Annotated in this window: 26 protein-coding genes; all 26 read left to right on the forward strand. The window is 74.2% G+C overall.

What is annotated here, in order from left to right:
* The first annotated feature begins 109 nt into the window (after nt 1-109).
* The 26 genes from pyrR (at nt 110) to trpA (ending at nt 26,733) form a co-directional block, all read left to right on the forward strand.
* Nucleotides 110-634, forward strand: coding sequence for a bifunctional pyr operon transcriptional regulator/uracil phosphoribosyltransferase PyrR (gene pyrR / locus VIG76_RS01120; protein WP_331950141.1), 525 nt, complete (start codon nt 110-112; stop codon nt 632-634).
* Complete coding sequence (locus tag VIG76_RS01125) at nt 631-1,584, forward strand: aspartate carbamoyltransferase catalytic subunit (RefSeq protein ID WP_331950143.1); 954 nt, start codon at nt 631-633, stop codon at nt 1,582-1,584. The genes pyrR and VIG76_RS01125 overlap by 4 nt, the downstream gene beginning before the upstream one ends.
* The gene (locus tag VIG76_RS01130) at nt 1,581-2,897 is read left to right on the forward strand and encodes a dihydroorotase (protein ID WP_331950145.1); all 1,317 of its coding nucleotides are present in this window, start codon (nt 1,581-1,583) and stop codon (nt 2,895-2,897) included. Before VIG76_RS01125 ends, VIG76_RS01130 begins: the two co-directional genes overlap by 4 nt.
* A complete protein-coding gene (locus VIG76_RS01135; RefSeq protein WP_331950147.1) occupies nt 2,894-3,421 on the forward strand; it encodes a PH-like domain-containing protein in 528 nt (175 codons plus the stop codon). Before VIG76_RS01130 ends, VIG76_RS01135 begins: the two co-directional genes overlap by 4 nt.
* Nucleotides 3,408-4,595 (forward strand): glutamine-hydrolyzing carbamoyl-phosphate synthase small subunit, encoded by a 1,188-nt coding sequence (carA, locus tag VIG76_RS01140; RefSeq protein WP_331950149.1) that lies wholly within the window; start codon nt 3,408-3,410, stop codon nt 4,593-4,595. The genes VIG76_RS01135 and carA overlap by 14 nt, the downstream gene beginning before the upstream one ends.
* On the forward strand, nt 4,595-7,894 hold the full coding sequence (gene carB / locus VIG76_RS01145) for a carbamoyl-phosphate synthase large subunit (RefSeq protein WP_331950151.1): 3,300 nt from the start codon (nt 4,595-4,597) through the stop codon (nt 7,892-7,894). Before carA ends, carB begins: the two co-directional genes overlap by 1 nt.
* A gap of 6 nt (nt 7,895-7,900) precedes the next feature.
* Nucleotides 7,901-8,761: an orotidine-5'-phosphate decarboxylase gene (gene pyrF / locus VIG76_RS01150; RefSeq protein WP_331950153.1), complete on the forward strand. Its 861-nt coding sequence runs from the start codon at nt 7,901-7,903 to the stop codon at nt 8,759-8,761.
* Nucleotides 8,762-8,777: 16 nt separating this feature from the next.
* Complete coding sequence (gmk, locus tag VIG76_RS01155) at nt 8,778-9,674, forward strand: guanylate kinase (protein ID WP_331950155.1); 897 nt, start codon at nt 8,778-8,780, stop codon at nt 9,672-9,674.
* Between the two features lie 83 nt (nt 9,675-9,757).
* Nucleotides 9,758-10,012, forward strand: coding sequence for a DNA-directed RNA polymerase subunit omega (rpoZ, locus tag VIG76_RS01160; protein WP_331950157.1), 255 nt, complete (start codon nt 9,758-9,760; stop codon nt 10,010-10,012).
* Nucleotides 10,013-10,061: 49 nt separating this feature from the next.
* Nucleotides 10,062-11,291, forward strand: coding sequence for a bifunctional phosphopantothenoylcysteine decarboxylase/phosphopantothenate--cysteine ligase CoaBC (gene coaBC, locus VIG76_RS01165; RefSeq protein WP_331950159.1), 1,230 nt, complete (start codon nt 10,062-10,064; stop codon nt 11,289-11,291).
* A 34-nt stretch (nt 11,292-11,325) separates the two neighbouring features.
* The gene (metK, locus tag VIG76_RS01170; protein ID WP_331950161.1) at nt 11,326-12,516 is read left to right on the forward strand and encodes a methionine adenosyltransferase; all 1,191 of its coding nucleotides are present in this window, start codon (nt 11,326-11,328) and stop codon (nt 12,514-12,516) included.
* Between the two features lie 45 nt (nt 12,517-12,561).
* A complete protein-coding gene (locus VIG76_RS01175; RefSeq protein WP_331950163.1) occupies nt 12,562-14,334 on the forward strand; it encodes a primosomal protein N' family DNA-binding protein in 1,773 nt (590 codons plus the stop codon).
* Between the two features lie 151 nt (nt 14,335-14,485).
* Complete coding sequence (fmt, locus tag VIG76_RS01180) at nt 14,486-15,400, forward strand: methionyl-tRNA formyltransferase (protein ID WP_331950165.1); 915 nt, start codon at nt 14,486-14,488, stop codon at nt 15,398-15,400.
* Complete coding sequence (locus VIG76_RS01185) at nt 15,397-16,773, forward strand: RsmB/NOP family class I SAM-dependent RNA methyltransferase (protein ID WP_331950167.1); 1,377 nt, start codon at nt 15,397-15,399, stop codon at nt 16,771-16,773. The genes fmt and VIG76_RS01185 overlap by 4 nt, the downstream gene beginning before the upstream one ends.
* Before the next feature lie 159 nt (nt 16,774-16,932).
* The gene (locus VIG76_RS01190; protein WP_331950169.1) at nt 16,933-18,351 is read left to right on the forward strand and encodes an APC family permease; all 1,419 of its coding nucleotides are present in this window, start codon (nt 16,933-16,935) and stop codon (nt 18,349-18,351) included.
* 44 nt (nt 18,352-18,395) lie between these two features.
* The gene (gene rpe / locus VIG76_RS01195) at nt 18,396-19,043 is read left to right on the forward strand and encodes a ribulose-phosphate 3-epimerase (RefSeq protein WP_331950171.1); all 648 of its coding nucleotides are present in this window, start codon (nt 18,396-18,398) and stop codon (nt 19,041-19,043) included.
* Between the two features lie 118 nt (nt 19,044-19,161).
* On the forward strand, nt 19,162-19,425 hold the full coding sequence (locus VIG76_RS01200) for a phosphoribosyl-ATP diphosphatase (RefSeq protein ID WP_331950173.1): 264 nt from the start codon (nt 19,162-19,164) through the stop codon (nt 19,423-19,425).
* A gap of 58 nt (nt 19,426-19,483) precedes the next feature.
* Nucleotides 19,484-20,323 (forward strand): ATP phosphoribosyltransferase, encoded by an 840-nt coding sequence (gene hisG / locus VIG76_RS01205; protein WP_331950175.1) that lies wholly within the window; start codon nt 19,484-19,486, stop codon nt 20,321-20,323.
* A gap of 4 nt (nt 20,324-20,327) precedes the next feature.
* Nucleotides 20,328-21,110 carry an imidazole glycerol phosphate synthase subunit HisF gene (hisF, locus tag VIG76_RS01210; protein WP_331950177.1) on the forward strand — a complete coding sequence of 261 codons (783 nt, stop codon included), beginning with the start codon at nt 20,328-20,330 and terminating at the stop codon, nt 21,108-21,110.
* A complete protein-coding gene (gene hisI, locus VIG76_RS01215) occupies nt 21,107-21,490 on the forward strand; it encodes a phosphoribosyl-AMP cyclohydrolase (RefSeq protein WP_331950179.1) in 384 nt (127 codons plus the stop codon). The genes hisF and hisI overlap by 4 nt, the downstream gene beginning before the upstream one ends.
* Nucleotides 21,487-23,040 carry an anthranilate synthase component I gene (locus VIG76_RS01220; protein ID WP_414640591.1) on the forward strand — a complete coding sequence of 518 codons (1,554 nt, stop codon included), beginning with the start codon at nt 21,487-21,489 and terminating at the stop codon, nt 23,038-23,040. The genes hisI and VIG76_RS01220 overlap by 4 nt, the downstream gene beginning before the upstream one ends.
* Nucleotides 23,037-23,642 carry a Trp biosynthesis-associated membrane protein gene (locus VIG76_RS01225; protein ID WP_331950181.1) on the forward strand — a complete coding sequence of 202 codons (606 nt, stop codon included), beginning with the start codon at nt 23,037-23,039 and terminating at the stop codon, nt 23,640-23,642. Before VIG76_RS01220 ends, VIG76_RS01225 begins: the two co-directional genes overlap by 4 nt.
* A 10-nt stretch (nt 23,643-23,652) precedes the next feature.
* The gene (locus VIG76_RS01230; RefSeq protein ID WP_331950183.1) at nt 23,653-23,880 is read left to right on the forward strand and encodes a DUF6704 family protein; all 228 of its coding nucleotides are present in this window, start codon (nt 23,653-23,655) and stop codon (nt 23,878-23,880) included.
* Between the two features lie 26 nt (nt 23,881-23,906).
* Entirely contained in the window at nt 23,907-24,686 is a 780-nt protein-coding gene (trpC, locus tag VIG76_RS01235; RefSeq protein WP_331950303.1) for an indole-3-glycerol phosphate synthase TrpC, read from the forward strand.
* Nucleotides 24,683-25,912 (forward strand): tryptophan synthase subunit beta, encoded by a 1,230-nt coding sequence (gene trpB / locus VIG76_RS01240; RefSeq protein WP_331950186.1) that lies wholly within the window; start codon nt 24,683-24,685, stop codon nt 25,910-25,912. The genes trpC and trpB overlap by 4 nt, the downstream gene beginning before the upstream one ends.
* Nucleotides 25,909-26,733, forward strand: coding sequence for a tryptophan synthase subunit alpha (trpA, locus tag VIG76_RS01245; RefSeq protein WP_414640592.1), 825 nt, complete (start codon nt 25,909-25,911; stop codon nt 26,731-26,733). Before trpB ends, trpA begins: the two co-directional genes overlap by 4 nt.
* The last annotated feature ends 2 nt before the right edge of the window (nt 26,734-26,735 follow it).

Consider the following 26,735-nt stretch of genomic DNA (forward strand, 5'->3'; position numbering starts at 1 on the left):
GGGCCGGAGCGGAAGGATCCCCAGCCGATCCGCGGGCGCCGGACGGGAACGCTAGGCTCGTCCGCGATCACCTTTAAGGACCGTCCAGTGAGGCGGGGAAGGAGGTCGGATGCCGCCGCGCACCCTGCTGCAGGCCGACGACGTACGCCGCGCGATCATGCGGATGGCCCACGAGCTTCTCGAGACCGCACCCGACGGCGCCCGGTTCCTGGTGCTCGGCATCCCCACCCGCGGTGCCGTGCTCGCCGCGCGCCTCGCCGCCGCGATGAGCCAGGTGGCGGGCGAACCGGTCGCGGTCGGCACGCTCGACGTGACCCTCTACCGCGACGACCTCGGCTCCCAGCCCACCCGCCCCACGGGGCGCACCGACGTGCCGGCCGACGTGGACGGGGCCACGGTCGTCCTCGTCGACGACGTGCTCTTCTCCGGTCGCACCGTCCGCGCCGCGCTCGACGCCCTCACCGCGCTCGGCCGACCGGCGGTGGTGCGGCTCGCGGTCCTGGTGGACCGGGGGCACCGCGAGCTGCCGATCCGGCCCGACTCGGTCGGCCGCAACCTGCCGTCGGCGAAGACGGAGCGGATCCGCGTGCGGCTCGTGGAGGTCGACGGCGAGGACGGGGTGACCATCGAATGAGCGAGCACCTGCTCTCCACCCGCGGGCTCGGCCGGGACGCCGCCGTCGCGCTGCTCGACATCGCCGAGGACATGGCGGACACGCAGCAGCGCCAGGTGAAGAAGCTGCCGACGCTGCGCGGGACGACCGTCGTGAACCTCTTCTTCGAGGACTCGACCCGCACGCGGATCTCCTTCGAGGCCGCGGCGAAGCGGCTGTCCGCCGACGTGATCACGTTCAGCGCGAAGGGCTCCTCGGTCTCGAAGGGCGAGAGCCTCCAGGACACCGCGCAGACCCTGCAGGCGATGGGTGCCGACGGCATCGTGATCCGGCACCAGGCGTCCGGCGCGGCGGAGGTGCTCGCCTCGAGCGGCTGGACGCGCGCGGGCATCGTGAACGCCGGCGACGGCACCCACGAGCATCCGACCCAGGCGCTGCTCGACGCCTTCACCATCCGCAAGCGCCTGCACGGGGCGGCGTCGCGGGGCCGGGACCTCGACGGCGTCGCGGTCGTGATCGTCGGCGACGTGCTGCACTCGCGGGTGGCCCGCTCGAACGTCTGGCTGCTCACCGCGCTCGGTGCGGCGGTGCGGCTCGTCGGCCCGCCGACGCTGCTGCCGGGCGCGGTCGGCGGCTGGCCGGTCACCGCCGGCATCGACCTCGACGAGGCGATCGACGCCGGCCCCGACGTCGTGATGATGCTCCGCGTGCAGCGCGAGCGGATGACCGAGGCCTTCTTCCCGAGCGCCCGGGAGTACGCGGCGCTCTACGGGCTGTCGTCGGCCCGGGCGGCGCGGCTGCCGGAGCGCAGCCTCGTCATGCATCCCGGTCCGATGAACCGCGGGCTCGAGATCGCCGGCGAGGTCGCCGACTCGCCGCGCTCCACCGTGCTCGAGCAGGTGGAGAACGGCATCGCCGTGCGGATGGCCGTGCTGTACGACGTGCTCGCCGGACGAAGGGGCGCCGCATGACCAGGATCCTGATCCGCGGCGCGCTCCGCGCCGGCGACGGCGTCCGCACCGACCTCGCCGTCGAGGACGGTGTGGTCACCGCCACCGGCGCCCTCGCAGCGTCGCCCGGCGACCGGGTCATCGACGCCGACGGCCTCATCGCGCTCCGCGGCTTCGTCGACCTCCACACCCACCTCCGCGAGCCGGGCGGTGAGGGCGCCGAGACGGTGCTCACCGGCTCGCGGGCCGCGGCGGCGGGCGGCTACACCACGGTCCACGCCATGCCGAACACGGACCCGGTGGCGGACACCGCGGGCGTCGTCGAGCAGGTCGCCGCGCTCGGCAGGGCGGCCGGCTACGTCGACGTGCGGCCGATCGGCGCCGTCTCGAAGGGCCGCGAGGGCCGTGAGCTCGCGGAGCTCGTCACGATGGCCCGGTCCCGCGCCCGGGTCACGATCTTCTCCGACGACGGGTCCTGCGTCGCGGATCCGCTGCTCATGCGCCGCGCGCTCGAGTACGCCCGCATCGTCGGCGGCGTGATCGCCCAGCACGCGGAGGAGCCGCGGCTCACCCGAGGGGCGCAGTTGCACGAGGGGGCCGTCTCGGCCGAGCTCGGGCTCGCCGGCTGGCCGGCGGTGGCGGAGGAGGCGATCATCGCCCGCGACGTGCTGCTCGCCGAGGCGGCGGGCGCCCGCCTGCACGTCTGCCACGTCTCGACCGCCGGGAGCGTCGAGCTCATCCGCTGGGCGAAGGCGCGTGGCGTCCGGGTCACCGCCGAGGTGACCCCGCACCACCTGCTGCTCACCGACGAGGCCGCGCGCGGCTACGACCCGCGCTTCAAGGTGAACCCGCCGCTGCGCGCCGCCGAGGACGTCGCGGCCCTCAGGGCCGGGCTCGCCGACGGTACCCTGGACGTCGTTGCGACCGACCACGCCCCGCACCCGGCGGAGGCGAAGCGCAGCGAGTGGCAGGCCGCCGCGAACGGCATGGTCGGCCTCGAGACCGCCGCGTCCGTGGTGCAGGCGGCGATGGTCGAGACCGGCCTGCTCGGCTGGGCGGAGGTGGAACGGGTGATGGCGAGCGCGCCTGCGGTCATCGGGAGCCTTCCCGACCGGGGACCGCTCGTGGACGGCGCCCGCGCGGACCTCGTGCTGCTCGACCCAGCGGCGAGCCGCGTGCTCTCCACCGCCGATCTCGCGGGCCGCAGCACGAACTCGCCCTACCTCGGCCGCACGCTGCCGGGGCGGGTCGTCGCCGTGCTGCACGAGGGCCGGCCGACCGTGCTCGACGGCGTGCTCCGGGACGCGGCCGAGGTCGCCGGGGGCACCGCGTGATCCCACCCGTCGCCGTCACGATCACGCTGATCGTGCTCGTCGCCGCGCTCGCCGGCATGGTCGTCTCGTGGCGCCTGCGCGGCCGGCGGCAGCGCGGCCTGGCCCTGCCGGCGGCCCCCGAGACGGAGGGCGCGGTGCGCGCCGAGGCCGACGGCCTCTACCTCGCCACCACGTTCGCCGGCCGTCCGCTCGACCGCGTGAGCGCCCACGCCCTCGGCTTCCGGGCCAGGGCGCACGTCGCGGTGACCGACACGGGCGTGCGCGTCGACCGCGACGGCGCCACGCCGCTGTACCTGCCTGCCGCCAGCGTCACCGGCGCCGGCACCGGCACCTGGACGATCGACCGGACGGTGGAACCCGGCGGGCTCACCGTCCTGGCCTGGTCGCTCGACACCGACGACGGGCCCGTGCCCGTCGAGTCCTCGTTCCGCATCGACCCGCTCCCGCGCGCCGCGCTCGTCGCCGCCGTCGAGGAGCTGGTCGGCATCCGATCCGCTGCGAAAGGTCCGCATGACGACGCCTGAACCCGCCGTGCTCGTGCTCGAGGACGGCCGCCGCTTCCCCGGCCGTGCCTGGGGCGCCCGCGGCCGCACCTTCGGCGAGGCCGTCTTCGCCACCGGCATGACCGGCTACCAGGAGACGCTCACCGACCCGTCCTACGCCGGCCAGATCGTCATCCAGACGGCGCCGCACATCGGCAACACCGGGATGAACGACGAGGACCCGGAGTCGCGCCGCATCTGGGTCGCCGGCTACGCCGCGCACGCCCCGTCGCGCCTCGCCTCGAACCAGCGCTCGAAGCGCACCCTCGAGGACGACCTCGTCCACGACGGCATCGTCGGCATCGCCGGCCTCGACACGCGCGCCGCCACGCGTCACCTCCGAGACAAGGGCGCGATGCGCTCCGGCATCTTCTCGGGGGAGGATGCGGCCCTCGCCCCCGAGGAGCAGCTCGCGCTCGTGCAGGCGCAGCCGCCGATGAGCGGGCTGAACCTGTCGGCTGAGGTGTCGACCGACGCGGTCTACACCGTGCCGGCGGTGGGGGAGCGGATCGGCTCGGTCGCGATCGTCGACCTCGGCATCAAGGCCGCGACGATCGCGGCGCTGGCCGAACGGGGACTCGACGTGCACGTCGTTCCGGAGTCCGTGACGGTGGACGAGCTCTACGCGCTGCAGCCCTCGGCCGTCTTCTACTCGAACGGCCCCGGCGATCCGGAGGCGTCGGACCGGCACGTCGCGCTGCTGAAGGAGGTGCTCACCCGGCGCACGCCGTTCTTCGGCATCTGCTTCGGCAACCAGCTGCTCGGCCGCGCGCTCGGGTTCGGCACCTACAAGCTGCCCTTCGGCCACCGCGGGATCAACCAGCCGGTGATGGACCTCCGATCCCGCCGCGTGGGGATCACCGCGCACAACCACGGCTTCGCCGTCGACGCGCCGATCGGCCGGGTCGTGGACACCCCCGCCGGCTTCGGCCGCGCCGAGGTCACCCACGTCGCCCTCAACGACGACGTCGTCGAGGGCCTCGCCTGCCTCGACCTCCCGGCCTTCTCGGTGCAGTACCACCCCGAGGCCGCCGCGGGCCCCCACGACGCCGCGGAGCTGTTCGACCGCTTCCGCGACCTCGTGCTCGCGGCGCGTGACCAGGGCGAGGCGGCGGCGATCGCCGTCGAGACCGCCCCGACGGAAGGAGCGAGCTGATGCCCAAGCGCGACGACATCGCCAGCGTGCTCGTGATCGGCTCCGGGCCGATCGTCATCGGCCAGGCGGCCGAGTTCGACTACTCGGGCACCCAGGCGTGCCGGGTGCTCCGCGAGGAGGGGATCCGCGTGATCCTCGTCAACTCGAACCCGGCGACGATCATGACCGACCCCGACTTCGCCGACGCGACCTACATCGAGCCGATCACTGTGCCCGTGCTCGAGAAGATCATCGCGGCCGAGCGGCCGGACGCGGTGCTGCCGACGCTCGGCGGCCAGACGGCCCTGAACGCCGCGATCGCCCTCGACCACGCCGGGATCCTCGCGAAGTACGACGTCGAGCTGATCGGCGCGAAGGTGGACGCGATCCGCCGCGGCGAGGACCGGCAGATCTTCAAGGACCTCGTGATCGAGGCGGGCGCCGAGGTGGCGAAGAGCGCGATCGCGACGAGCGTCGAGGACGCGCTGCAGCACGCGGAGGTGCTCGGCTACCCGCTCGTGGTCCGGCCCTCCTTCACGATGGGCGGCCTCGGCTCCGGGTTCGCCCACACCCCGGAGGAGCTCGCGCGCTTCGTCGCGCAGGGCGTCGCCGCCTCCACGGTCGGCGAGGTGCTCCTCGAGGAGTCGGTCCTCGGCTGGAAGGAGTACGAGCTCGAGCTGATGCGTGACCACGCCGACAACACGGTCGTCGTCTGCTCCATCGAGAACGTCGACCCCGTCGGGGTGCACACCGGCGACTCCATCACCGTCGCCCCGGCGATGACCCTGACGGACCGCGAGTACCAGCGGATGCGCGACATCGCGATCGACATCATCCGGCTGGTCGGCGTCGACACCGGCGGCTGCAACATCCAGTTCGCGGTGGAGCCCACCACCGGCCGGATCATCGTCATCGAGATGAACCCGCGGGTCTCCCGGTCGAGCGCGCTCGCCTCGAAGGCCACCGGCTTCCCGATCGCGAAGATCGCCGCGAAGCTCGCGATCGGCTACCGGCTCGACGAGATCCCGAACGACATCACCCGCGTCACCCCGGCGAGCTTCGAGCCGACGCTCGACTACGTCGTCGTGAAGGTGCCGCGGTTCGCGTTCGAGAAGTTCCCCGCCGCGGATCCCGAGCTGACGACCACCATGAAGTCGGTCGGCGAGGCGATGGCCATCGGCCGCACCTACGGCGCCGCGCTGCAGAAGGCCCTCCGCTCGCTCGAGAAGCGGGGCAGCTCGTTCACCTGGGCGGGGGAGCCCGGCGACAAGGCGGCCCTGCTCGAGACGATCCGCACGCCGACCGACGGACGGATGGGGCAGGTGCAGCAGGCGTTCCGCGCCGGCGCCACCGTCGAGGAGGTCTATACGGCGACGGCGATCGACCCGTGGTTCCTCGACGCGATCGTCGAGATCAACACGCTCGCCGACCGGATCCGCGCCGCGGACGAGCTCGACCCCTTCCTGCTCCGGACGGCGAAGGAGCAGGGCTTCTCCGACGCGCAGCTCGCCGAGCTCCGCGGCACCGACGAGGCGAGCATCCGCCGCGAGCGGCAGGCCGCGGGGATCCGCCCGGTCTACAAGACGGTCGACACGTGCGCGGGGGAGTTCCCGGCGCTCACGCCGTACCACTACTCCACCTACGACCAGGAGACCGAGGTCGAGCCGTCGGACGCCCGGAAGGTCGTGATCCTCGGCAGCGGCCCGAACCGGATCGGCCAGGGCATCGAGTTCGACTACTCGTGCGTGCACGCCGCGTTCGCGCTCCGCGACGCGGGGTACGAGACCGTGATGGTGAACTGCAACCCGGAGACCGTCTCCACCGACTACGACACCTCGGACAGGCTCTACTTCGAGCCGCTCACCCTCGAGGACGTGCTCGAGGTGGTCGACGCGGAGTCCGCGAGCGGCACCGTCGTCGGCGTGATCGTGCAGCTCGGCGGCCAGACCGCGCTCGGGCTGGCGAAGGGGCTCGAGGCCGCCGGTGTGCCGATCCTCGGCACCTCGCCCGCCGCGATCGACCTCGCCGAGGAGCGGGGGCTGTTCGCTGCGATCCTCGCCGACGCGGGCCTCGTCGCGCCGAAGAACGGCACGGCGACGGATGCGGAGAGCGCGAAGGCGGTCGCCGCCGAGATCGGCTACCCGGTCCTCGTGCGTCCCTCGTTCGTGCTCGGCGGCCGCGGGATGGAGATCGTCTACGACGCCGGGAGCCTCGACGGCTACTTCGAGCGGATCGCCGGCCAGGCGATCGTCGGCCCGGATCATCCGCTGCTCGTCGACCGGTTCCTCGACGACGCCGTGGAGATCGACGTCGACGCGCTCTACGACGGCACCGACCTCTGGATCGGCGGCGTGATGGAGCACATCGAGGAGGCCGGCATCCACTCCGGCGACTCGAGCTGCACCCTGCCGCCGGTGACCCTCGGCCGCTCCGTCATCGACGAGGTGCGGACGGCGACGCTCGCGATCGCGCAGGGCGTCGGCGTGCGTGGCCTGCTGAACGTGCAGTTCGCGGTCGCCGCCGGGGTGCTCTACGTGCTCGAGGCGAACCCCCGCGCCTCCCGCACGGTGCCGTTCGTCTCGAAGGCGCTCGGGGTGCAGGTCGCGAAGGCCGCCGCGCTCGTCATGGCCGGCCGGCCGATCGCCGACCTGATCGAGGACGGCATGCTGCCTGCGCGCGACGGCAGCGACGTCCCGGCGGACGCCCCGGTCGCCGTGAAGGAGGCCGTGCTGCCGTTCAAGCGGTTCCGTGACCGCGCCGGCAACGTGATCGACTCCCTGCTCGGGCCGGAGATGCGCTCCACCGGCGAGGTCATGGGCATCGACCGCGACTTCCCGCGCGCCTTCGCGAAGAGCCAGGAGGCCGCGTACGGCGGGCTCCCGCTGTCCGGCACCGTGTTCGTGTCGGTCGCGGACCGGGACAAGCGGTCCATCGTGCTCTCGGCCCTGCGCCTCAGCCAGGTGGGGTTCCGGCTCGTCGCGACGGCCGGCACCGCCGAGATGCTGCGTCGCAACGGCATCCAGGCCGAGGTCGTGCGCAAGCTCAGCGAGTCGGGTGAGGTCGGACCGGATGTGGTCGAGCTCATCCGCCGCGGCGAGATCGACGTCGTCGTCAACACGCCGTCGGGCCGATCGGCCCGCGCGGACGGCTACGAGATCCGCGCCGCGGCCGTCGCAGCCGACAAACCCCTGTTCACGACGGTGGCTCAGTTGTCCGCTGCGGTGGCGTCACTGGATGCGATTCGGGCAGGATTCGATGTGACCCCCCTGCAGGAGTACGAGCGGCGTCGCAGCACGGCTGCGGCGAGGAAGACGAGGTAGTCCATCGTGCCCACCTTCGCGGAGCGCCTCGGCGCCGCATTCTCCGAGTACGGGCACCTGTGCGTCGGCATCGACCCGCACGAGTACCTGCTCGCCGAGTGGGGCCTGCCGGTGTCCGCGGTCGGCGCGCACGAGTTCGGGCTCCGCGTCGTGGAGGCCTGCGTCGGCCGGGTCGGCATCGTGAAGCCGCAGGTCGCGTTCTACGAGCGGTTCGGCTCGATCGGCTACCGCGTGCTCGAGGACGTGCTGAAGGAGGCGCGCAAGGCGGGCCTCGTCGTGATCGCCGACGTGAAGCGCGGCGACCTCGGCTCGACCATCGAGGCCTACGGGCAGGCGTGGCTCACCCCCGGCGCGCCGCTCGAGGCGGACGCGATGACGATCAGCGCCTTTCAGGGCTTCGGCGCGCTGCGGTCCCCGCTCGAGCAGGCCGGCCGGCACGGCAAGGGCCTCTTCGTGCTCGCCGCGACGTCGAACCCGGAGGCGATGGCGGTGCAGACCGCGATCATCCAGCGGGAGACGCAGGCCGGCAAGTCGGTCGCCGGCGGCCTCGCCCAGCGCGCCGTGAACTGGAACCGCACCCACGCGGAGGGGCCGATCGGCAACATCGGCGTCGTGCTCGGCGCGACCGTCGACTTCACCGACTTCGGCATCGACCTCGCCTCGCTGGCCGCGGAGCCGGCGACGCCGATCCTCGCCCCCGGCTTCGGCTACCAGGGAGCCCAGTTCGCGGACGTCAAGCGGCTGTTCGGCGTCGCGGCGGCCTCGACCGTCGTGACCGCATCCCGCAGCATCCTCGCCTCCGGACCGTCCGCCATCGGCGACGCGATCAAGCGGCAGGCCGACCTCCTCGGAGAGGCGATCGCGTGACCACCCGGACCGCACCATGAACCCGCCAGAGGTCGACCGGCTCGCCGGCTCCCGGGCGGCCGTCGCCGCGCGCCGGGCGCGGGCCGAGGTGAAGCGCCAGGTGTCCTCCGGCGAGCGCAGCGCCAGCGAGGTGCTCTCCACCGCCGCGCGCGACCAGACGCAGCCCGAGGCGACCATGCGGGTCAGCGAGCTGATCGGCAGCATCCCGTGGCTCGGGCCGACCCGCACCGCGAAGATCATGCAGGACCTGAAGATCTCGCCGTCGAAGCGGCTCGGCGGCCTCGGCGTGCACCAGTACCAGCGGCTGCACGAGTTCCTCGTCCGCCGCCAGGCGCCGCGTCGCCCGCTCGAGCCGGAGCAGGGGCCGAGCCGCCTCGTCGTGCTCGCCGGGCCCACCGCCGTCGGCAAGGGGACGGTCGCCGCCTACATCCGGGAGCACCACCCCGAGGTGCTCCTGTCGGTCAGCGCCACCACGCGGCCGCCGCGGCCGGGCGAGATCGACGGCGTGAACTACTACTTCCTGTCCGAGGAGCAGTTCGACCGGATGATCGAGGCCGGCCAGTTCCTCGAGTGGGCGCGCGTGCACAACGCCTATCGCTACGGCACGCCCCGGCAGCCGATCGAGTCGGCGCTGAACGAGGGCCGCAGCGTGCTCCTCGAGATCGATCTGCAGGGCGCGCGGCAGGTGCGGGAGGCCTTCCCGGAGGCGATGCTCGTCTTCCTGCTCCCGCCCACGTGGGAGGAGCTCGTCCGCCGGCTCGTCGGCCGGGGGACCGAGAGCGAGGAGGAGCGGGAGCGCCGGCTCGAGACCGCACGGGTCGAGCTCGCCGCCCAGGAGGAGTTCGACGCGACCGTCGTGAACACGGATGTCGAGGAGGCGGCCCGCGAGGTCGTAAACTTGATGTCCGTCTGATCCGGCCTGCCCGGATCCCGCCGCGCACCGCGCGCCCTCCACGCCGCTTCCGCGGCGATCGCTTCCTCTTTCAAGGAGATCCCATGGCTTCCAAGAACCTCGGCATCATCGACCCGCCCATCGACGAGCTGCTCACCAAGGTGGACTCGAAGTACGGCCTGGTCATCTTCGCGAGCAAGCGCGCGCGCCAGATCAACGACTACTACGCCGACCTGCACGAGGGCAGCCTGTTCGACAACGTCGGGCCCCTGGTCGAGTCCTCGATCGACGACAAGCCGCTGTCCGTCGCGCTCCGCGAGGTCAACGAGGACAAGCTCCGCATCACGGCCGTCGAGTGACCCCGAGCGGGCGCGCCGGCCGGGCCATGGGCGCGGGAGCGGGGCGCCCGTGAGGATCGTCGTCGGGATCTCCGGCGGCATCGCCGCATACAAGGCGGTCGGCGTCGTCCGCGCCCTCGTGCTCGCTGGCCACGACGTGCACGTCGTGCCGACCGCGGCCGCGCTGCGCTTCGTCGGCCGGCCCACGCTCGAGGCCATCAGCCGCAACCCGGTCGAGACCGACCTCTACGAGGGCGTCGCCGAGGTGCGCCACGTCGCGCTCGGTCAGTCGGCCGACCTCATCGTCATCGCGCCGGCGACCGCGAACACCCTCGCGAAGCTCGCGGCCGGCCTCGCCGACGACCTCCTCGGCACGACGGTGCTCGCGAGCGCCGCGCCGCTCGTCGTCGCACCCGCGATGCACACCGAGATGTGGGAGCACGCGGCCACGCAGGCCAACGTCCGCACGCTCGAGTCCCGCGGCGTGCTCCTCGTCGGACCCGTCTCCGGGCAGCTGACCGGCAAGGACGCGGGAGCAGGCCGGATGGCGGAGCCCGCCGACATCGTCGCGGCGGCCCTCGACGCCGCGGTCCGCGCGAACCCGCAGCTCGACCGCACGATCGACGCCGCCGCACCCCGGGGGCTCGACGGGAAGCGGGTCCTCGTCACCGCGGGCGGCACGCGCGAGCCGCTCGACCCGGTCCGCTTCCTCGGCAACGCCTCGAGCGGCCGGCAGGGCGTGGCGCTCGCCGAGGCCGCCCGCGACCGCGGCGCCGACGTCGTCCTCGTCGCCGCGCACCTCGAGGTCCAGCCGCCCGCGGGCGTCGAGGTCGTGTCCGTCCGCACCGCGGAGGAGCTGCTCGCCGCGGTGCGTCGCGAGGCCGCTGCCGCCGATGTCGTGATCATGGCCGCCGCCGTCGCCGACTGGCGGCCGGCGAGCGTCGCCGACGGCAAGCTGAAGAAGCGGGAGCTCGGCGAGACGTTCACGGTCGAGCTCGTGCGCACCCCCGACGTGCTCGCCACGATCGCCGCCGAGCGCTCCCGGCCGGGCCAGGTCGTCGTCGGCTTCGCGGCGGAGACCGAGCCCGACCCCGGCCGGCTGCTCGCCCTCGGCCGCGAGAAGATCGCGGCGAAGGGCGCCGACTTCCTCGTCCTCAACGAGGTCGGGCACGACCTCGTCTTCGGCAAGCCGGAGACCGCCGTCACCGTGCTGAACGCCGCGGGCGACGTCGTCGGCTCGGCCGGCGGCGACAAGCGGTCGGTGGCCGACGCCATCCTGGACCTCGTCGTCCCCGCCTGAGCCGGGACGCCCCACCCACTTCCCTGGAGGAACCGTGCCCGCGCTGCGCCTGTTCACGTCCGAGTCCGTGACGCCCGGCCACCCGGACAAGATCTGCGACCAGATCTCCGACAGCGTGCTCGACGCGCTCATCGCGCAGGACGTGCACGCCCGGGTCGCCGTCGAGACCCTCGTCACGACCGGGCTCGTGCACGTCGCGGGCGAGGTGTCGACGAGCGGCTACGCCGACATCCCCGGCATCGTCCGGGACCGCATCCGGCGGATCGGCTACGACTCCTCCGAGCAGAGCTTCGACGGGTCCACCTGCGGCGTCTCGGTGTCGATCGGCTCCCAGTCGGTCGACATCGCGGCCGGCGTCGACCGGGCGCTCGAATCCCGGGAGGGCAGCGCCGCCGCCTACGACCAGCTCGGCGCCGGCGACCAGGGCATCATGTTCGGCTACGCCGTCCGCGAGACGCCGGAGCTGATGCCGATCCCGGTCTCGCTGGCCCATCGGCTCGCGGCCCGTCTCACCGAGGTGCGCCAGGGCGGCGAGCTGCCGTACCTGCGTCCCGACGGCAAGACGCAGGTGACCATCGGCTACGACGGCGTGCGCCCCGTCAGCGTGGAGGCGGTCGTCGTCTCCACCCAGCACGCGCCGTCGGTCTCCTCCGCCGACCTGCGCGACGCCGTCCGGCGCCTCGTGATCGACCCGGTGCTCGAGGCGAGCGGGCTCGACGCCTCCGCGCCGCGCATCTACGTGAACCCGTCCGGCCGCTTCGAGATCGGCGGACCGAAGGCGGACGCGGGCCTCACCGGCCGCAAGATCATCGTCGACACCTACGGCGGCGCGAGCCGGCACGGCGGCGGCGCGTTCAGCGGCAAGGACCCCTCGAAGGTCGACCGCTCCGGGGCCTATGCGATGCGCTGGGTCGCGAAGAACGCCGTCGCGGCCGGCCTCGCCGACCGGCTCGAGCTGCAGGTGGCCTACGCGATCGGCGCCGCGGAGCCGGTCGGCCTCTACGCCGAGACCTTCGGCACCGCGCACGTGCCCGAGGAGCGGATCGTGTCCGCCATCCGGGAGGTCTTCGACCTGCGGCCGCGCGCGATCATCGACGCGCTCGACCTGCTGCGCCCGATCTACGCACAGACGAGCGTGTTCGGGCACTTCGGGCGCGAGCTGCCGTCGTTCACCTGGGAGCGCACCGACCGCGCCGCCGACCTCGCGGCGGCGGCCGGGCTCTGACGACGGCGGACGCGGCGCCGAGGCCGTCGTGAGCACGGAGCCGTGATGAGCGAGGCGTCGATCGCGAACGTCGTGCTCGACTCCCCGCTGCCGCGCCTCGACCACCTGTTCGACTACCGGATCCCCGAGCGGATGCGCGGTGAGGTCGTGCCGGGCGTGCGCGTGAAGGTGCCGCTCCGCGTCGCGGGCCGCTCGGCCGACGGCTTCGTGGTCGGCGTCTCGGATACGAGCGAGGCGCCGGGGGAGCTGTCCGAGATCGACAAGCTGGTCTCGCCGATGCCGGTGCTCGCCCCCGACGTCTGGCGGCTCGCCCGCGCGGTGGCCGACCGCGGCGCCGGCGTCGCCTCCGACGTGCTGCGGATCGCGGTGCCGAAGCGGCAGGCCCGCGTCGAGCAGCGCTGGCTGAAGGACGGGCCGCCCGACCCGGTCCCGGTGGACGCCCTTCGACTCGCCGCGGGCGACGCGCTCGTGGATGGCCGGCGGCTCACCGCCCTGGCCACCCCGCATCCGGTCGACCGGGACGGCCGCACGGTCGGGGGCTGGGCGGCCGAGCTCGCCGACACCGCCGCATCCGTGGCCGCCGCCGGCCGCTCGGTGATCGTCGCGGTGCCCGACCGCCGCGACCTCGACCACCTGGCGTCCGTGCTCGCCGCGGGACCCGCGGCGGACGCGGTGCTGCGACTCGACGCATCGCTGCCGGCCGCCGAGCGCTACCGGGCACACCTCGCGGCGCTCACGCCCGGCCCGCACGTGCTGATCGGGGCGCGCTCGGCGGTCTACGCCCCGGCGCCCGACCTCGGCGCGATCCTCGTCTGGGACGAGGCGGACGCCTTCCACCAGGAGCCGCTCGCGCCCTATGCCGCCACCCGGGACGTGGCGCTCCTCCGGCAGGAGCAGTCGGGCGCCGGGCTCCTGCTGCTCGCCCACACGCGCTCGACCACGGTGCAGCGGCTGGTGCAGGTCGGCTGGCTCACCGACGGCCCGCCGCCGCGGCCCCGGCCCGACGTCGTGCTCACCCCCGACGACGACCGCCCGTCGCGCATCCCGTCCGCCGCCTGGCGGGCGCTGCGCCAGGCGCTGACCGCCGGCCCCGTGCTCGTGCAGGTCGCCCGACCCGGTGAGGCGGCCCTCAGGGCGCTGAGCGCCGGCGACGCCCCACCGCCGATCGACGCCGGGCGCACGGCCCACGAGCTCGGCCGGGCTTTCCCCGGCGTCCCCGTGCTCATCGCCGACGGCGAGCACGTGCACGACGAGATCGACCGCAGCCCGCGCATCGTCGTGTCGACCCGCGGGGCCGAACCGCGTGCGCCAGGCGGCTACCGCGCGGTGCTGCTGCTCGACGGGCGACGGATGCTGGCCCGCGAGTCCCTCTGGGTGGCCGAGGACTGCCTCCGCTGGTGGGCGGCCGCCGCCGCGCTCGCCGGCCCCGACGCGCCCGTGCACCTCGTCGGCGTCTCCGGCGACGTGGCGACCGCGCTCGCCACCTGGCGCTTCCCCGAGTTCGCGGCCCGCCAGCTCGCCGACCGCCGGACGCTCCGCTTCCCGCCCGTCGTGCGGCTCGTGGCCGTCACCGGCCCGGCCACCGCGGTGCAGGGCCTCGTCGAGGAGCTCGAGGCCGCCGGCGCCGAGGTGCTGCTGCACGGCGCCGACCCGACCGGGCGGCGGGCGGTGCTCCGCTTCGACTACGGGGCCGGCCCCCGGCTCGCCGCGATCGCCAAGGCGGCGCTCGTGAAGGCCGGCTCCGCCCGCCGCCCGAAGCCGCCCGCCCCGCCGCCGCCCTCGCTCCGGGTCCGTTTCGACCCCCACGAGCCCCTCTGACGCGCGCCCCCGACCCTCGCATCCGATTCCGGGCCGCTTCCGTCATTCCGGGCGCGAAAAGTCGCCCGGAATGACGGAAGGCGCCCGGGATCCGGGCGGGCGAGGCCAGAGCCGCCGCCTAGGCTGAACGGCGCCGATCGGGAGGGACGACATGCGGCTGCTCTTCGCCGGGACGCCGGATGCGGCGGTCCCCGCGCTCGACGCGCTCGCGGCCGGACCGCACGAGATCATCCGCGTCGTCACGCGGCCGCCCGCACCGCAGGGACGCCGTCGCGTGCTCACGCCCTCGCCCGTGGATGCCCGCGCCCAGGAGCTCGGCCTGCCCGTGCTCCACGCATCCCGGCTCGACGACGAGGCGACGGCGACGCTGCTGGCGGACGGCGCCGACCTCGGTGTCGTCGTCGCCTACGGCGGCCTGATCCGGGAGCCGCTGCTGTCGGGCCCTGCCGAGGGCTGGATCAACCTGCACTTCTCGCTGCTGCCGCGCTGGCGCGGTGCGGCGCCGGTCCAGCACGCCCTGATCGCCGGCGATCGCAGCACCGGGGTCGCCGTGTTCCGGCTCGAGGCCGGCCTCGACACGGGACCGCTGCTCGCCGTCGAGGAGGTCCCGATCGGCACGCACGAGACCGCGGGCCACCTCCTCGCGCGGCTCGCCCCGATCGGCGCCGGGGTGCTCGCCGGCGCGGTGGACGCGCTCGCCGGCGGCACCGCCGTCGCCGTCCCGCAGGCGGGGGAGCCGACCCTCGCCGGCAAGCTCACGCTCGAGGACGGCCGGCTCGACCTCACCGCATCCGCCGACGCCGTGCTCGCCCGCTACCGCGGCACCACGCCCGAGCCGGGCGCCTTCACCGAGGTCGCGGGCAGCCGCCTCAAGGTGCTCGACGCCGCCCCGGCGCGGGACGCCGCCCCGCTGGCACCGGGGGAGGTCGCCCTCACCGGCGGCCGCGTGCTGGTCGGCACGGCGGACGCCCCCATCGAGCTGGTCACCGTGCAGCCCGCCGGCCGCACACCGATGCCTGCGAGCGCCTGGCTGAACGGCGCGGCGCGACCGGTGCGGCTCGGATGACCGCCCGTCCCCGCTCGGCCGTCAGCCCGGCCCGCCGGATCGCGCTCGAGGTGCTCACCGCGGTCCGGGAGCGCGACGCCTACGCCAACCTCCTCCTGCCCGTGCTCCTGCAGCGCGCCGCGACGCCGGCCGCCGAGGCCGCCTTCGCGACCGAGCTCACGTACGGCACGCTGCGCCGGCTCGGGCACTACGACGCCGTGATCGCCGCAGCCTCGGGCCGGGCCATCTCGGCGATCGACCCACCGCTGCTCGACGTGCTGCGGCTCGCCGCGCATCAGCTGCTCGCCACCCGGACCGCGCCGCACGCGGCAGTGCACCAGGCCGTCGACCAGGCGCGCGAGGCCGCCGGGAAGGGTGCCGCCGGCTTCGCGAACGCGGTGCTGCGCCGGGTCGGTGCCGCAGACGACGCCGCCTGGACCGAGCGCCTCACCGCCGGGCTCACGGATCCGGATGAGCTGCTCGCGGCCCGGAGCGCCCATCCGACCTGGGTCGTCGCCGCGCTGCGCGCGGCGCTCGCCGCCACCGACGGGGGAGACGCCGACCTCGACCGGCTGCTCGAGGTCGACAACGTGCCGGCGCCGGTCGGTCTCGTCGCGCTGCCCGGCCTCGCCGAGCCGGCCGCGACCGGGCTGCCCCGGCATCCGCTGTCCCCGCTCGGCATCGAGTCGCCGGGCGGCGATCCGGCCGGCGTACCCGGCGTGCGGGAGGGCGTGGTGCGGGTGCAGGACCCGGGATCGCAGCTCGCTGCCCTCGCGCTCACCCGCGCCAGGCCGGTCGCGGCGGGGGAGCGGTGGCTGGACCTCTGCGCCGGCCCCGGGGGCAAGGCCGCGCTGCTCGCCGCGGAGGCCGCGGCCGGCGGCGCCTCGCTGCTCGCGAACGAGCTGACGGCCGCCCGCGCCCGGCTCGTCGAGCGGGCGCTCGCCGCGGTGCCGGGCGACGCCCGCGTCGAGACGGGCGACGGGGTGCGGTTCGCAGACGGCACGGACCGGTTCGACCGGATCCTGCTCGACGCGCCCTGCACCGGCCTCGGCGCGCTCCGCCGGCGGCCGGAGGCCCGCTGGCGCAAGCGCCCCGAGGACGTCCCCGAGCTCGCGGCCCTGCAGACGCGGCTCCTCGACGCCGCGGTGGCCGCCCTCGCGCCCGGCGGCCTGCTCGCCTACGTCACGTGCTCGCCCGTCGTCGCCGAGACGACCGAGCGCGTGGAGGACGTCCTCGCCCGGCATCCGGGGTTCGTCGCGGTCGAGACGACCGAGGTGCTCGGCCGCATCACCAGCGGCCCGCTGGCCGGCGCGCGCCGCGGCACCGCCGCGCAGCTCTGGCCGCACCGTCACGCCACCGACGCGATGTTCGTGCAGCTGCTCACCCGCTCCTGAGGCGCCGGCGACCTGCGACGGGACGGTTCTCGTCTCGGCCCGATCACGGCGCGCGGAAGGGACTTGCACCGACGCCCTGCCGCCCTCCAAAGTAGGGGCCCTGCCCCGGTGTGTCGTGGCAGGCAACTTCCGTCACCGCCCGACTCCTGGAGCCGCCCGATGTCCGCCGCTTCCGACAACCAGCGCACCCTCGAGTCGTTCGGCTACAAGCAGGAGCTGAAGCGCTCCGTCTCGACCGTCGACCTGCTCATCTACGGCCTGATCTTCATGGTGCCGATCGCGCCGTGGGCGATCTTCGGCACCGTCTACAACAGCGCCTCCGGCATGGTGCCGCTCGTCTACGTGATCGGACTCGTCGCGATGATCTTCACCGCGCTCGCCTACGCGCAGATGGCGAAGTCGTTCCCGCTCGCCGGATCCGTCTTCTCCTACGTCGGCCGCGGCATCCACCCCTCGATCGGCTTCTTCGCCGGCTGGGCGATCCTGCTCGACTACCTGCTCGTGCCGACGCTGCTCTACGTGTTCGCGGCGTCCTCGATGGTGGGCATCTTCCCGGGGACGCCCGACTGGCTCTGGGCCCTCGTCTTCGTCGCGATCAACACGGTGGTGAATCTGCTCGGCATCAGCTCGATCAAGCTCGCGAACCGCATGTTCCTCGTGATCGAGCTCGTGTTCGTGGCGATCTTCATCGTCATCGCGGTGATGGCGATCAACGGCGGCACCCTGCCGGGCGCGCACTGGAGCACCGACCCGATCTGGACGCCCGGCAAGGTCAACGGTCCGCTCATCGCCGGCGCGCTGTCCATCGCGGTGCTCAGCTTCCTCGGCTTCGACGGCATCTCGACCCTCGCGGAGGAGTCGACCGGCCGGAAGAACGGTCCCGGGCGGGCGATGATCATCGCCCTCTTCATCGTCGCCGGCCTGTTCATCGCGCAGACGTGGCTCGCGGCGCTGCTCGCCGGCGGTCGCGCCGCCTTCAGCGACAACGACGTGAACAACGCCTTCTTCCTCCTCGTGCAGCAGGCCGCCGGCACCGGATGGCAGACCGCCTTCTTCGCCGTGAACGTGGTCGCGGTCGGCATCGCGAACGCGATGGCCGCGCAGGCGGCGACGAGCCGGCTGCTCTACTCGATGAGCCGCGACCGGCAGCTGCCGCGGCTCCTCTCCCGCATCAGCCGGCAGCAGGTGCCGACCTACGCGATCCTCGCGGTCACCGCGCTCACCGTCGTGCTCGTGCTGTTCTTCGTCGGCCAGCTCACGCTGATCTCGTCGCTCGTGAACTTCGGGGCGCTCTTCGGCTTCTGCCTGCTGCACGTGGCCGTGTTCTGGCACTACATGGTGAAGCAGCGGTCGCGGAACTGGCTGCTGCACGGGGTGGTGCCCGTGCTCGGCTTCCTGATCATCGGCTACGTGCTGATCAACGCGGATCCGCTCGCGAAGATCGGCGGCCTCGTGTGGCTGGTGATCGGCGCGATCATCTTCGCCATCAACGTGGCGCGGGGCCGCAAGCCGGAGCTGACGATCAGCGAGGACGAGCCGGTGATGGGCGAGGGCGGCGGCGTCACCGTCGACCGCTGAGCGGTCGACGGGGCACGCCGAGCCGGCTCCTCTAGGGTCGGCTGGTGGCCGTTCGCATCGAACCGAGCATCCTGTCCGCCGACTTCACCGCGATCGCGGCGGACGTCGCGCGCATCCCGTCGGCGGACCTGGTGCACGTCGACGTGATGGACAACCACTTCGTGCCGAACCTCACGTTCGGGCTGCCGATGGTGGAGCGGCTGTTGCAGGTCACCGACCTGCCGCTCGACGTGCACCTGATGATCGACGATCCCGACCGCTGGGCCCCCGGGTTCGCCGAGGCGGGTGCCGCGGTGGTCACCTTCCATGCGGAGGCGGCGAAGGACGCGGTCGCGACGGCGCGGGCGATCCGGTCGGCCGGAGCGAAGGCGGGCGTCGCGCTGAAGCCCGGGACGCCGGCCGGCCCGTGGCTCGACCGCCTCGACGAGTTCGACCAGGTGCTCGTGATGACCGTGGAGCCCGGCTTCGGCGGCCAGGCGTTCCAGCCCGAGATGCTCGACAAGATCCGCCAGGTCCGGGGCACGATCGGCGACCGCGACGTGTGGCTGCAGGTGGACGGCGGCATCGGGCCGGCGACCATCGCCCGCACCCGCGAGGCCGGCGCCGACACGTTCGTCGCCGGATCCAGCGTCTTCGGCGACGCGGATCCGGATGCGGCGGTCCGCCGCCTCCGGGAGCTCGCCACCGCCTGACCCATCACGCCGATCCGGAGTTCCTGCGCGACACGCCGCAATGGAGCGCCCCGAGGCGGCGTGTCGCCCGGTTTCTCCGGAACGGCGCGACTCCGGTGCCGCCGGTAGCCTGGGACGCGTGAAGACGTTCGACGGCCTCTACGCCGAGCTCGCGGCGAAGGCCGCCGATCGCCCGGCCGGGTCGCGCACGGTCGAGGAGCTCGACGCGGGCGTGCACGCCATCGGCAAGAAGATCGTCGAGGAGGCGGCCGAGGTGTGGATGGCCGCCGAGTGGGAGGACGACGACCGTCTCGCATCCGAGGTCTCCCAGCTGCTGTACCACGTGCAGGTGCTGCTGCTGAAGAAGGGCCTCACCCTCGAGGACGTCGGCCGCCATCTCTGAGCCGACCGGCCCCGCCGCTGCAGCGTCCCGTCCGACCCCGTTTGGAAAGAGCCCGAGCATGCTGAGGATCGCCGTCCCGAACAAGGGCGCCCTCGCCGACACCGCGGCGCAGATGCTCGGCGAGGCCGGGTACCGCCTCCGGCGCGACCCGAAGGAGCTGACGGTCGCGGATCCGCGCAACGACGTCGAGTTCTTCTACCTGCGCCCGCGCGACATCGCCACCTACGTCGGCTCCGGCGCCCTCGACGTCGGCATCACGGGCCGGGACCTGCTGCTCGACTCCGGATCCACGGCCCGCGAGGTCGCGGCGCTCGACTTCGCGTCCTCCACCTTCCGCTTCGCGGGACCGGCCGGCCGCTTCACCGAGCTGAGCGAGCTCACCGGCCTCCGGGTCGCGACCAGCTTCACCGCCCTCGTCGGCGGGTTCCTCGACGCGGCCGGCGTCCGCGCCGAGCTGGTGCACCTCGACGGCGCCGTGGAGACCGCGGTGCGGCTCGGCGTCGCGGATGCGGTGGCCGACGTCGTCGAGACGGGCTCGACCCTGCGGGCGCAGGGCCTCGAGATCTTCGGCCCGGTCATCCTGCAGTCCACCGCGGTGCTGATCGCCGGGCCCCGCGCCGCGACCGGCCTCGAGGTGCTCGAGCGGCGGCTGCAGGGCGTCCTCGTGGCCCGCCGGTACGTGATGGTCGACTACGACCTGCCGCGCTCGCTGCTCGACGAGGCGGCCCGCATCGCCCCCGGCATCGAGTCGCCCACCGTCTCGCCGCTGCACGACCCGGCGTGGGCGGCCGTGCGCGTGATGGTGCCGCGCGGCGACATGAACCACGTGATGGACGCGCTCTACGCGCTCGGCGCCCGCGCGATCTTCGTCACCCCCATCCACGCGGCGAGGATCTGAGCCGATGACGCTCGCGACCCGCGTCATCCCGTGCCTCGACGTCGCCGACGGCCGCGTCGTGAAGGGCGTGCGCTTCGAGGGGCTCGTCGACGCCGGGGATCCGGTCGAGTCCGCGGCGCGGTACGCCGCCCAGGGGGCGGACGAGATCACCTTCCTCGACGTGACCGCCACGGTCGAGGGCCGCGGCACGATGCTCGACACCGTCCGGCGGACCGCCGAGCAGGTGTTCGTGCCGCTCACCGTCGGCGGCGGCGTGCGGTCCGTCGCCGACGTCGACACCCTGCTGAAGTCCGGTGCGGACAAGATCGGCGTGAACTCCGCCGCGATCGCCCGCCCCGCGCTGCTCGCGGAGATCGCGGACCGCTTCGGCGCCCAGGTGTGCGTCCTGTCCCTCGACGTGCTCCGTGACCCGCGGGTGCCGAGCGGCTTCGCGGTGACCACCCACGGCGGGCGCACGAACACCGGCATCGACGCCCTCACCTGGGTCGAGGAGGCGATCGTCCTCGGCGCCGGCGAGCTGCTCGTCAACTCCATCGACGCGGACGGCACGAAGGCCGGCTACGACCTCCGGCTCATCGAGGCGGTTCGGGCGATCAGCAGCGTGCCGGTGATCGCATCCGGCGGTGCCGGCGCCCTCGAGCACTTCGCCCCCGCGGTCGCCGCCGGGGCCGACGCGGTGCTCGCCGCATCGGTGTTCCACCGCGGGGTCTTCACGATCGGGCAGGTCAAGGCGGCGCTCGCGGATGCGGGTGTCGTCGTGCGGCGGACGGGAGCGGTGCACGCATGAGCGACGAGGCCGGGCAGGCGCCGGTGCTGACCGCGGCGGATGCGCTCGAGACGGCCCGGTTCGGGCCCGACGGCCTGCTGCCCGCCATCGTGCAGGAGCACGCGACCGGGGAGGTGCTCATGCTCGGCTGGATGGACCGCGAGGCGCTGTCCCGCACGCTCACCGAGGGGCGCGTGACCTTCTGGTCGCGCTCCCGGCAGGAGTACTGGCGCAAGGGCGACACGTCCGGGCACATCCAGGTCGTCCGGAGGGCCGCGCTCGACTGCGACGCGGACGCGCTGCTCGTGCGGGTCGACCAGACCGGCGCCGCGTGCCACACCGGCGCGCACTCGTGCTTCGACACGCACCCGGTCGACGCCGTCGACGGGAGCGCCGCATGAGCCGGATGCCGGGCACCACGACCGTCGAGGCGTTCTCGTCCGCGCGGGAGGGACGCCGGGTCGTCCCCGTGGTCCGCGAGCTCTTCGCCGACAGCGAGACGCCGCTCGGCATCTTCCGCAAGCTCGCGATGCGCGCGGGTGGGCGGATGCGGCCGGGCACGTTCCTGCTCGAGTCCGCCGAGCAGGGCGGCCTCTGGTCGCGCTACTCGTTCGTCGGCGTCGCCGCGTTCGGGGCGCTCACCGAGCAGCGCGGCCGCCCTGTCTGGCAGGACTGGGGCCTGCCCGCGTCCCGGGCGTTCGGCGCCGGCGGCGTGACGGGCGACTACCTCGAGGCGCTCGACGACCTGCACTCGCACTGGGCGAGCCCGCGCGTCGAGGGGCTGCCGCCGCTCACCGGCGGCCTGGTGGGCTACATCGGGTGGGACGCCGTGCGCCTGCTCGAGCGGCTGCCCGACGCCCCGCCGGCCGACTACGCGGTGCCGGAGCTCGGCATGGTGTTCGCCTCCGAGGTCGTCGCGGTCGACCACCTCAAGGGCACGGTCTCGCTCATCGTCACCGTGCTGAACGACGGCACCGAGGACGAGGTCACCGCGTGGACGGACGCCCAGCGGCGGCTCGACGCGCTCGAGAAGCGGCTCGGCGCCCCGGTGGAGGCGCAGCTGGCGGAGGTCGACCTCGGCATCGTGCCCGAACCCGAGCTGCGCACGCCCCGGCAGGACTACCTCGACTCGGTGGTGGCCGCGAAGCAGCACATCCGCGACGGCGACGTGTTCCAGGTCGTCATCGCCCAGCGCTTCGACCTGCCGACGACGGCGAGCCCCCTCGACGTGTACCGCGTGCTGCGGCAGCTGAACCCGTCGCCCTACATGTACCTGCTCGCCCACGAGCGGCAGGACGGCAGCCCCGTCGCGGTCGTCGGGTCGTCGCCCGAGGCGCTCGTCAAGGTGTCCGAGGGTCGCGTGTTCAGCCATCCGATCGCCGGATCCCGGCCGCGCGGCGCGACGCCCGAGGCGGACGAGGCCTTCGCCGCCGAGCTCGCCGTCGACGAGAAGGAGCGGGCCGAGCACCTCATGCTCGTCGACCTCGCCCGCAACGACCTCGCCAAGGTCTGCCTGCCCGGCACCGTCGAGCTCACCGAGTTCATGCGCATCGAGCGGTTCAGCCACATCATGCACATCACCTCGAGCGTCGAGGGCGAGATCGGCCCCGGCGTCGGCCCGGTGGACGTGCTGAAGGCGACGTTCCCGGCCGGCACGCTCTCCGGGGCGCCGAAGCCGCGCGCCCTCGAGATCATCGACGCGCTCGAGCCCGCCCGCCGCGGCGTCTACGGCGGCGTGGTCGGCTACTTCGACTTCGCCGGCGACCTCGACCTCGCCATCGCCATCCGCACCGCGCTCATCGCCGACGGCGTCGCCCGCGTGCAGGCCGGCGGGGGCCTCGTGGCCGACTCGGTGCCGGAGGCGGAGTACGCGGAGTCGCAGAACAAGGCGGCCGCGCCGCTGAAGGCGGTCGCGATCGCCGCGGCGATGCGGCCGGTCGGCCGGCCGTGAGGGACCGGCGCGGCGCGGCCCGCGAGCGGCTCCTGCTCGTGCTCGTCGTCCTCGCGCTCGGCGGCGTGGTCGTGCTCGCGTCGACGCAGGTGTTCTCCACCGTCGTGCCCGTCGACGGCAGGCCGGTGCCCGTCACCGGGCAGGGCGTCGCGCCCGCGCTCGCGCCGCTCGGCATCGTGCTCATCGCCCTCGCCGGGGCGCTCACGATCGCCGGCCGGATCGCGCGGATCGTGCTCGGGCTGATCCTCGTGCTGCTCGGCGCCCTCGTGGTGCTGCTGACGCTGCCGAACGCGCTCGACGCGGCCGCCGGCACCCGGGGCGCGGTCAGCACGGCGACCGGCGTCATCGGCCACGTGACCGCGGTCGCGCACGGCACCGGATGGCCGTTCGTCGCCGCGGCGGCCGGCCTGCTCGCCGCCATCGCGGGCGGCGCGGTGCTGCTGCGCGCCCCGGGCTGGCCGAGCGGATCGAGCCGCTACCGGCAGTCCGCGAACCCCGCAGGGCGGCGCTCGGATCCGGTCGACGAATGGGACGCGCTGACCGCCGGCGGCGACCCCACGCACGACGACGACGACCGGCCCCGGCCACCGGCCGTCCCGTAGGATCGTTCGCATGGCGAACACCACGGAGGACCCCGGCCACGGCTCGTCGCCCGCGGCCTGGATCGCAGTCGCGATCATGCTGCTCGGCATCGCGATCGGCACGCTGTTCCTCTTCCTCGAGGTGCTGCCGCTCGTCTACCTCGGCGCCCTGCTCATCCCGATCGGCCTCATCGTCGGCTTCGTGCTGAAGAAGGCCGGCTTCGGCGTCGGCGGCTCCCGGGTGGGGAGCTCGCACTGACCTCGCCCCGCACGGCCGTCCCCGGCCTGCTGGCCGAGCTGATGGCCGGCGCGGCCGAGGACGCCGCCGCGCGCCGCGAGGCCCGCCCGCTGCCGGCCATCGAGGCCGCCGCCCTCGCCGCGGCGCCCCCGCTCGACGCGGCCGCCGCGCTCGCGCGGGACGAGACCCGCATGAAGGTGCTCGCCGAGGTGAAGCGCGCGAGCCCGTCGCGCGGCACGATGGCCGACATCCCGGATCCCGCAGCGCTCGCCGCCCGGTACGCCGCCGGAGGAGCCGCCGCGATCAGCGTGCTCACCGAGGGGCGCCGCTTCCGCGGCTCGCTGGCCGACCTCGAGGCCGTCCGTGCGGCCGTCGACGTCCCGGTGCTCCGCAAGGACTTCGTCTCGACCGCGTACCAGGTGCTCGAGGCGCGCGCCGCCGGCGCCGACCTCGTGCTGCTGATCGTCGCCGCGCTCACCGACGAGGCCCTGGCCTCGTTGTTCCGCCTCATCGGCGACCTCGGCATGGCGGCGCTCGTCGAGACGCACAGCGAGGCGGAGCTCGACCGCGCCCTCGGCATCGGCGCCGGGATCATCGGCGTCAACGCCCGCGACCTCGACTCCTTCGAGCTCGACCGCGACCTCTTCGGGCGGCTCGCCGCCCGCATCCCCGCGGGCGTCGTCCGCGTCGCCGAGTCCGCCGTGCGCACCACCGACGACGTCGCGGCGTACCGCGCCGCCGGCGCCGACGTGGTGCTCGTCGGCGAGGCGCTCGTCACCGGGGACCCGGAGACCCTCCTCGCCGCCTTCACGAAAGCCGGATCATGACCGCCACCGACCTCCCCGCGCGCTACTCGCAGCCCGGGCCCTACTTCGGCGCCTACGGTGGCCGGTTCGTCCCCGAGCCGCTCGTCGCGGCCCTCGACGAGCTCACGGCCGCGTGGGAGCACGCGAAGACGGATCCGGTGTTCCAGGCGGAGCTCGCCGAGCTGCACAGGAACTACACCGGCCGGCCGTCGCCGCTCACCGAGGTCGCCCGGTTCGCCGCGCACGCCGGCGAGGCGCGGATCTTCCTGAAGCGCGAGGACCTGAACCACACCGGCTCGCACAAGATCAACAACGTGCTCGGTCAGGCGCTGCTCACCCGCCGCGTCGGCAAGAAGCGCGTCATCGCGGAGACCGGCGCCGGCCAGCACGGCGTCGCGACCGCGACGGCCGCGGCCCTCTTCGGGCTCGACTGCACCATCTACATGGGGGAGGTCGACACCGAGCGCCAGGCGCTGAACGTCGCGCGGATGCGCCTGCTCGGCGCCGAGGTCGTCGCCGTGAAGTCCGGCTCCCGCACCCTGAAGGACGCGATCAACGAGGCGATGCGTGACTGGGTGACGAACGTCGCGACGACGAACTACGTCTTCGGCACCGTCGCCGGCCCGCATCCGTTCCCGTCGATGGTCCGCGACCTGCAGCGCATCATCGGCGACGAGGCCAGGGCGCAGCTGCTCGAGCGCACCGGCGCGCTGCCCACCGCGGTCGCCGCCTGCGTCGGGGGTGGCTCGAACGCGATCGGCATCTTCACCGCGTTCCTCGACGACGCGGACGTCGCCCTCTACGGCTTCGAGGCCGGGGGTGACGGGGTCGACACCCCGCGGCACGCCGCCACGATCGGCAAGGGGCGCCCCGGCGTGCTGCACGGGGCCCGCAGCTACCTGCTGCAGGACGAGGACGGCCAGACCCAGGAGTCGCACTCCATCTCGGCCGGCCTCGACTACCCGGGCGTCGGGCCGGAGCACGCGTTCCTCGCGGACGCCGGCCGGGCCCAGTACCGGGCGGTCACCGACGCCGCGGCGATGGATGCGCTGCGGCTGCTGAGCCGCACCGAGGGCATCATCCCGGCGATCGAGTCCGCGCACGCGCTCGCCGGCGCGCTCGAGCTCGGCCGGGAGCTCGGCCCGTCGGCGACGATCCTGATCAACCTCTCCGGCCGCGGTGACAAGGACATGGTCACCGCGGGGGAGTGGTTCGACCTGATCGACCGCGACGCGGCCCAGTCGTGACCACCGCGACCCCGGTGGGGCCTGTCGAGGCGCGGATCCGCGCCGCCAACGCCGAGCGGGCAGGCGCCTTCGTCGGCTACCTCCCCGTCGGCTTCCCCGACCTCGCCACGAGCATCGACGCCGCGATCGCCCTCGCCGAGGCCGGCGCCGACGTGCTCGAGCTCGGCCTGCCCTACTCCGACCCCGTGATGGACGGCCCCGTCATCCAGCGGGCCACCCAGACGGCCCTCGCCGGCGGATTCCGGCTGCGGCATGCGTTCGAGGCGCTGCAGCGCATCACCGCCGCCGTCGACACGCCCGTGCTGCTCATGACCTACTGGAACCCCGTGCTCGCCTACGGGGTCGAGCGGTTCGCCGACGACCTCGTCGCGGCGGGCGGCGCGGGGCTGATCACGCCCGACCTCATCCCCGACGAGGCCGGCGAGTGGCTCGCCGCCAGCGACGCCCGCGGCCTCGACCGGGTCTTCCTCGCCGCCCCGACCTCCTCGGATGCGCGCCTCGACGCGGCCGTCGCAGCCTCGCGCGGCTTCGTCTACACGGTGTCGACGATGGGCATCACCGGCGCCCGGATGGACGTGGACGCCGCGGCCCGCACCCTTGTCGCGCGGCTGCGCGAGCACGGCGCGGCCAGCGCGTGCGTCGGGCTCGGCGTCTCGAGCCCCGAGCAGGTCGCCGAGATCCTCGCCTACGCGGACGGCGCGATCGTCGGCTCCGCCCTCGTGTCGGCACTCGCCGAGGGCGGCATCGGCCGCCTGCGGGAGACCGCGTCCGGCCTCGCCGCCGGGACCGCGCCGGCGAGCGGCGAGACGGTCAGCCGCTAGGG

The sequence above is a fragment of the Amnibacterium sp. genome, assembly GCF_036559085.1.
In the GTDB taxonomy this organism is placed as follows: Bacteria; Actinomycetota; Actinomycetes; order Actinomycetales; family Microbacteriaceae; genus Amnibacterium.

What these genes read in the sequence shown, in the direction of transcription:
- pyrR (WP_331950141.1), top strand. Translation starts at nt 110, where the DNA reads ATGCCGCCGCGCACCCTGCTGCAGGCCGACGACGTACGCCGCGCGATC.
- VIG76_RS01125 (WP_331950143.1), top strand. Translation starts at nt 631, where the DNA reads ATGAGCGAGCACCTGCTCTCCACCCGCGGGCTCGGCCGGGACGCCGCC.
- VIG76_RS01130 (WP_331950145.1), top strand. Translation starts at nt 1,581, where the DNA reads ATGACCAGGATCCTGATCCGCGGCGCGCTCCGCGCCGGCGACGGCGTC.
- carA (WP_331950149.1), top strand. Translation starts at nt 3,408, where the DNA reads ATGACGACGCCTGAACCCGCCGTGCTCGTGCTCGAGGACGGCCGCCGC.
- carB (WP_331950151.1), top strand. Translation starts at nt 4,595, where the DNA reads ATGCCCAAGCGCGACGACATCGCCAGCGTGCTCGTGATCGGCTCCGGG.
- gmk (WP_331950155.1), top strand. Translation starts at nt 8,778, where the DNA reads ATGAACCCGCCAGAGGTCGACCGGCTCGCCGGCTCCCGGGCGGCCGTC.
- rpoZ (WP_331950157.1), top strand. Translation starts at nt 9,758, where the DNA reads ATGGCTTCCAAGAACCTCGGCATCATCGACCCGCCCATCGACGAGCTG.
- VIG76_RS01175 (WP_331950163.1), top strand. Translation starts at nt 12,562, where the DNA reads ATGAGCGAGGCGTCGATCGCGAACGTCGTGCTCGACTCCCCGCTGCCG.
- fmt (WP_331950165.1), top strand. Translation starts at nt 14,486, where the DNA reads ATGCGGCTGCTCTTCGCCGGGACGCCGGATGCGGCGGTCCCCGCGCTC.
- VIG76_RS01185 (WP_331950167.1), top strand. Translation starts at nt 15,397, where the DNA reads ATGACCGCCCGTCCCCGCTCGGCCGTCAGCCCGGCCCGCCGGATCGCG.
- VIG76_RS01190 (WP_331950169.1), top strand. Translation starts at nt 16,933, where the DNA reads ATGTCCGCCGCTTCCGACAACCAGCGCACCCTCGAGTCGTTCGGCTAC.
- hisG (WP_331950175.1), top strand. Translation starts at nt 19,484, where the DNA reads ATGCTGAGGATCGCCGTCCCGAACAAGGGCGCCCTCGCCGACACCGCG.
- hisF (WP_331950177.1), top strand. Translation starts at nt 20,328, where the DNA reads ATGACGCTCGCGACCCGCGTCATCCCGTGCCTCGACGTCGCCGACGGC.
- hisI (WP_331950179.1), top strand. Translation starts at nt 21,107, where the DNA reads ATGAGCGACGAGGCCGGGCAGGCGCCGGTGCTGACCGCGGCGGATGCG.
- VIG76_RS01220 (WP_414640591.1), top strand. Translation starts at nt 21,487, where the DNA reads ATGAGCCGGATGCCGGGCACCACGACCGTCGAGGCGTTCTCGTCCGCG.
- VIG76_RS01230 (WP_331950183.1), top strand. Translation starts at nt 23,653, where the DNA reads ATGGCGAACACCACGGAGGACCCCGGCCACGGCTCGTCGCCCGCGGCC.
- trpB (WP_331950186.1), top strand. Translation starts at nt 24,683, where the DNA reads ATGACCGCCACCGACCTCCCCGCGCGCTACTCGCAGCCCGGGCCCTAC.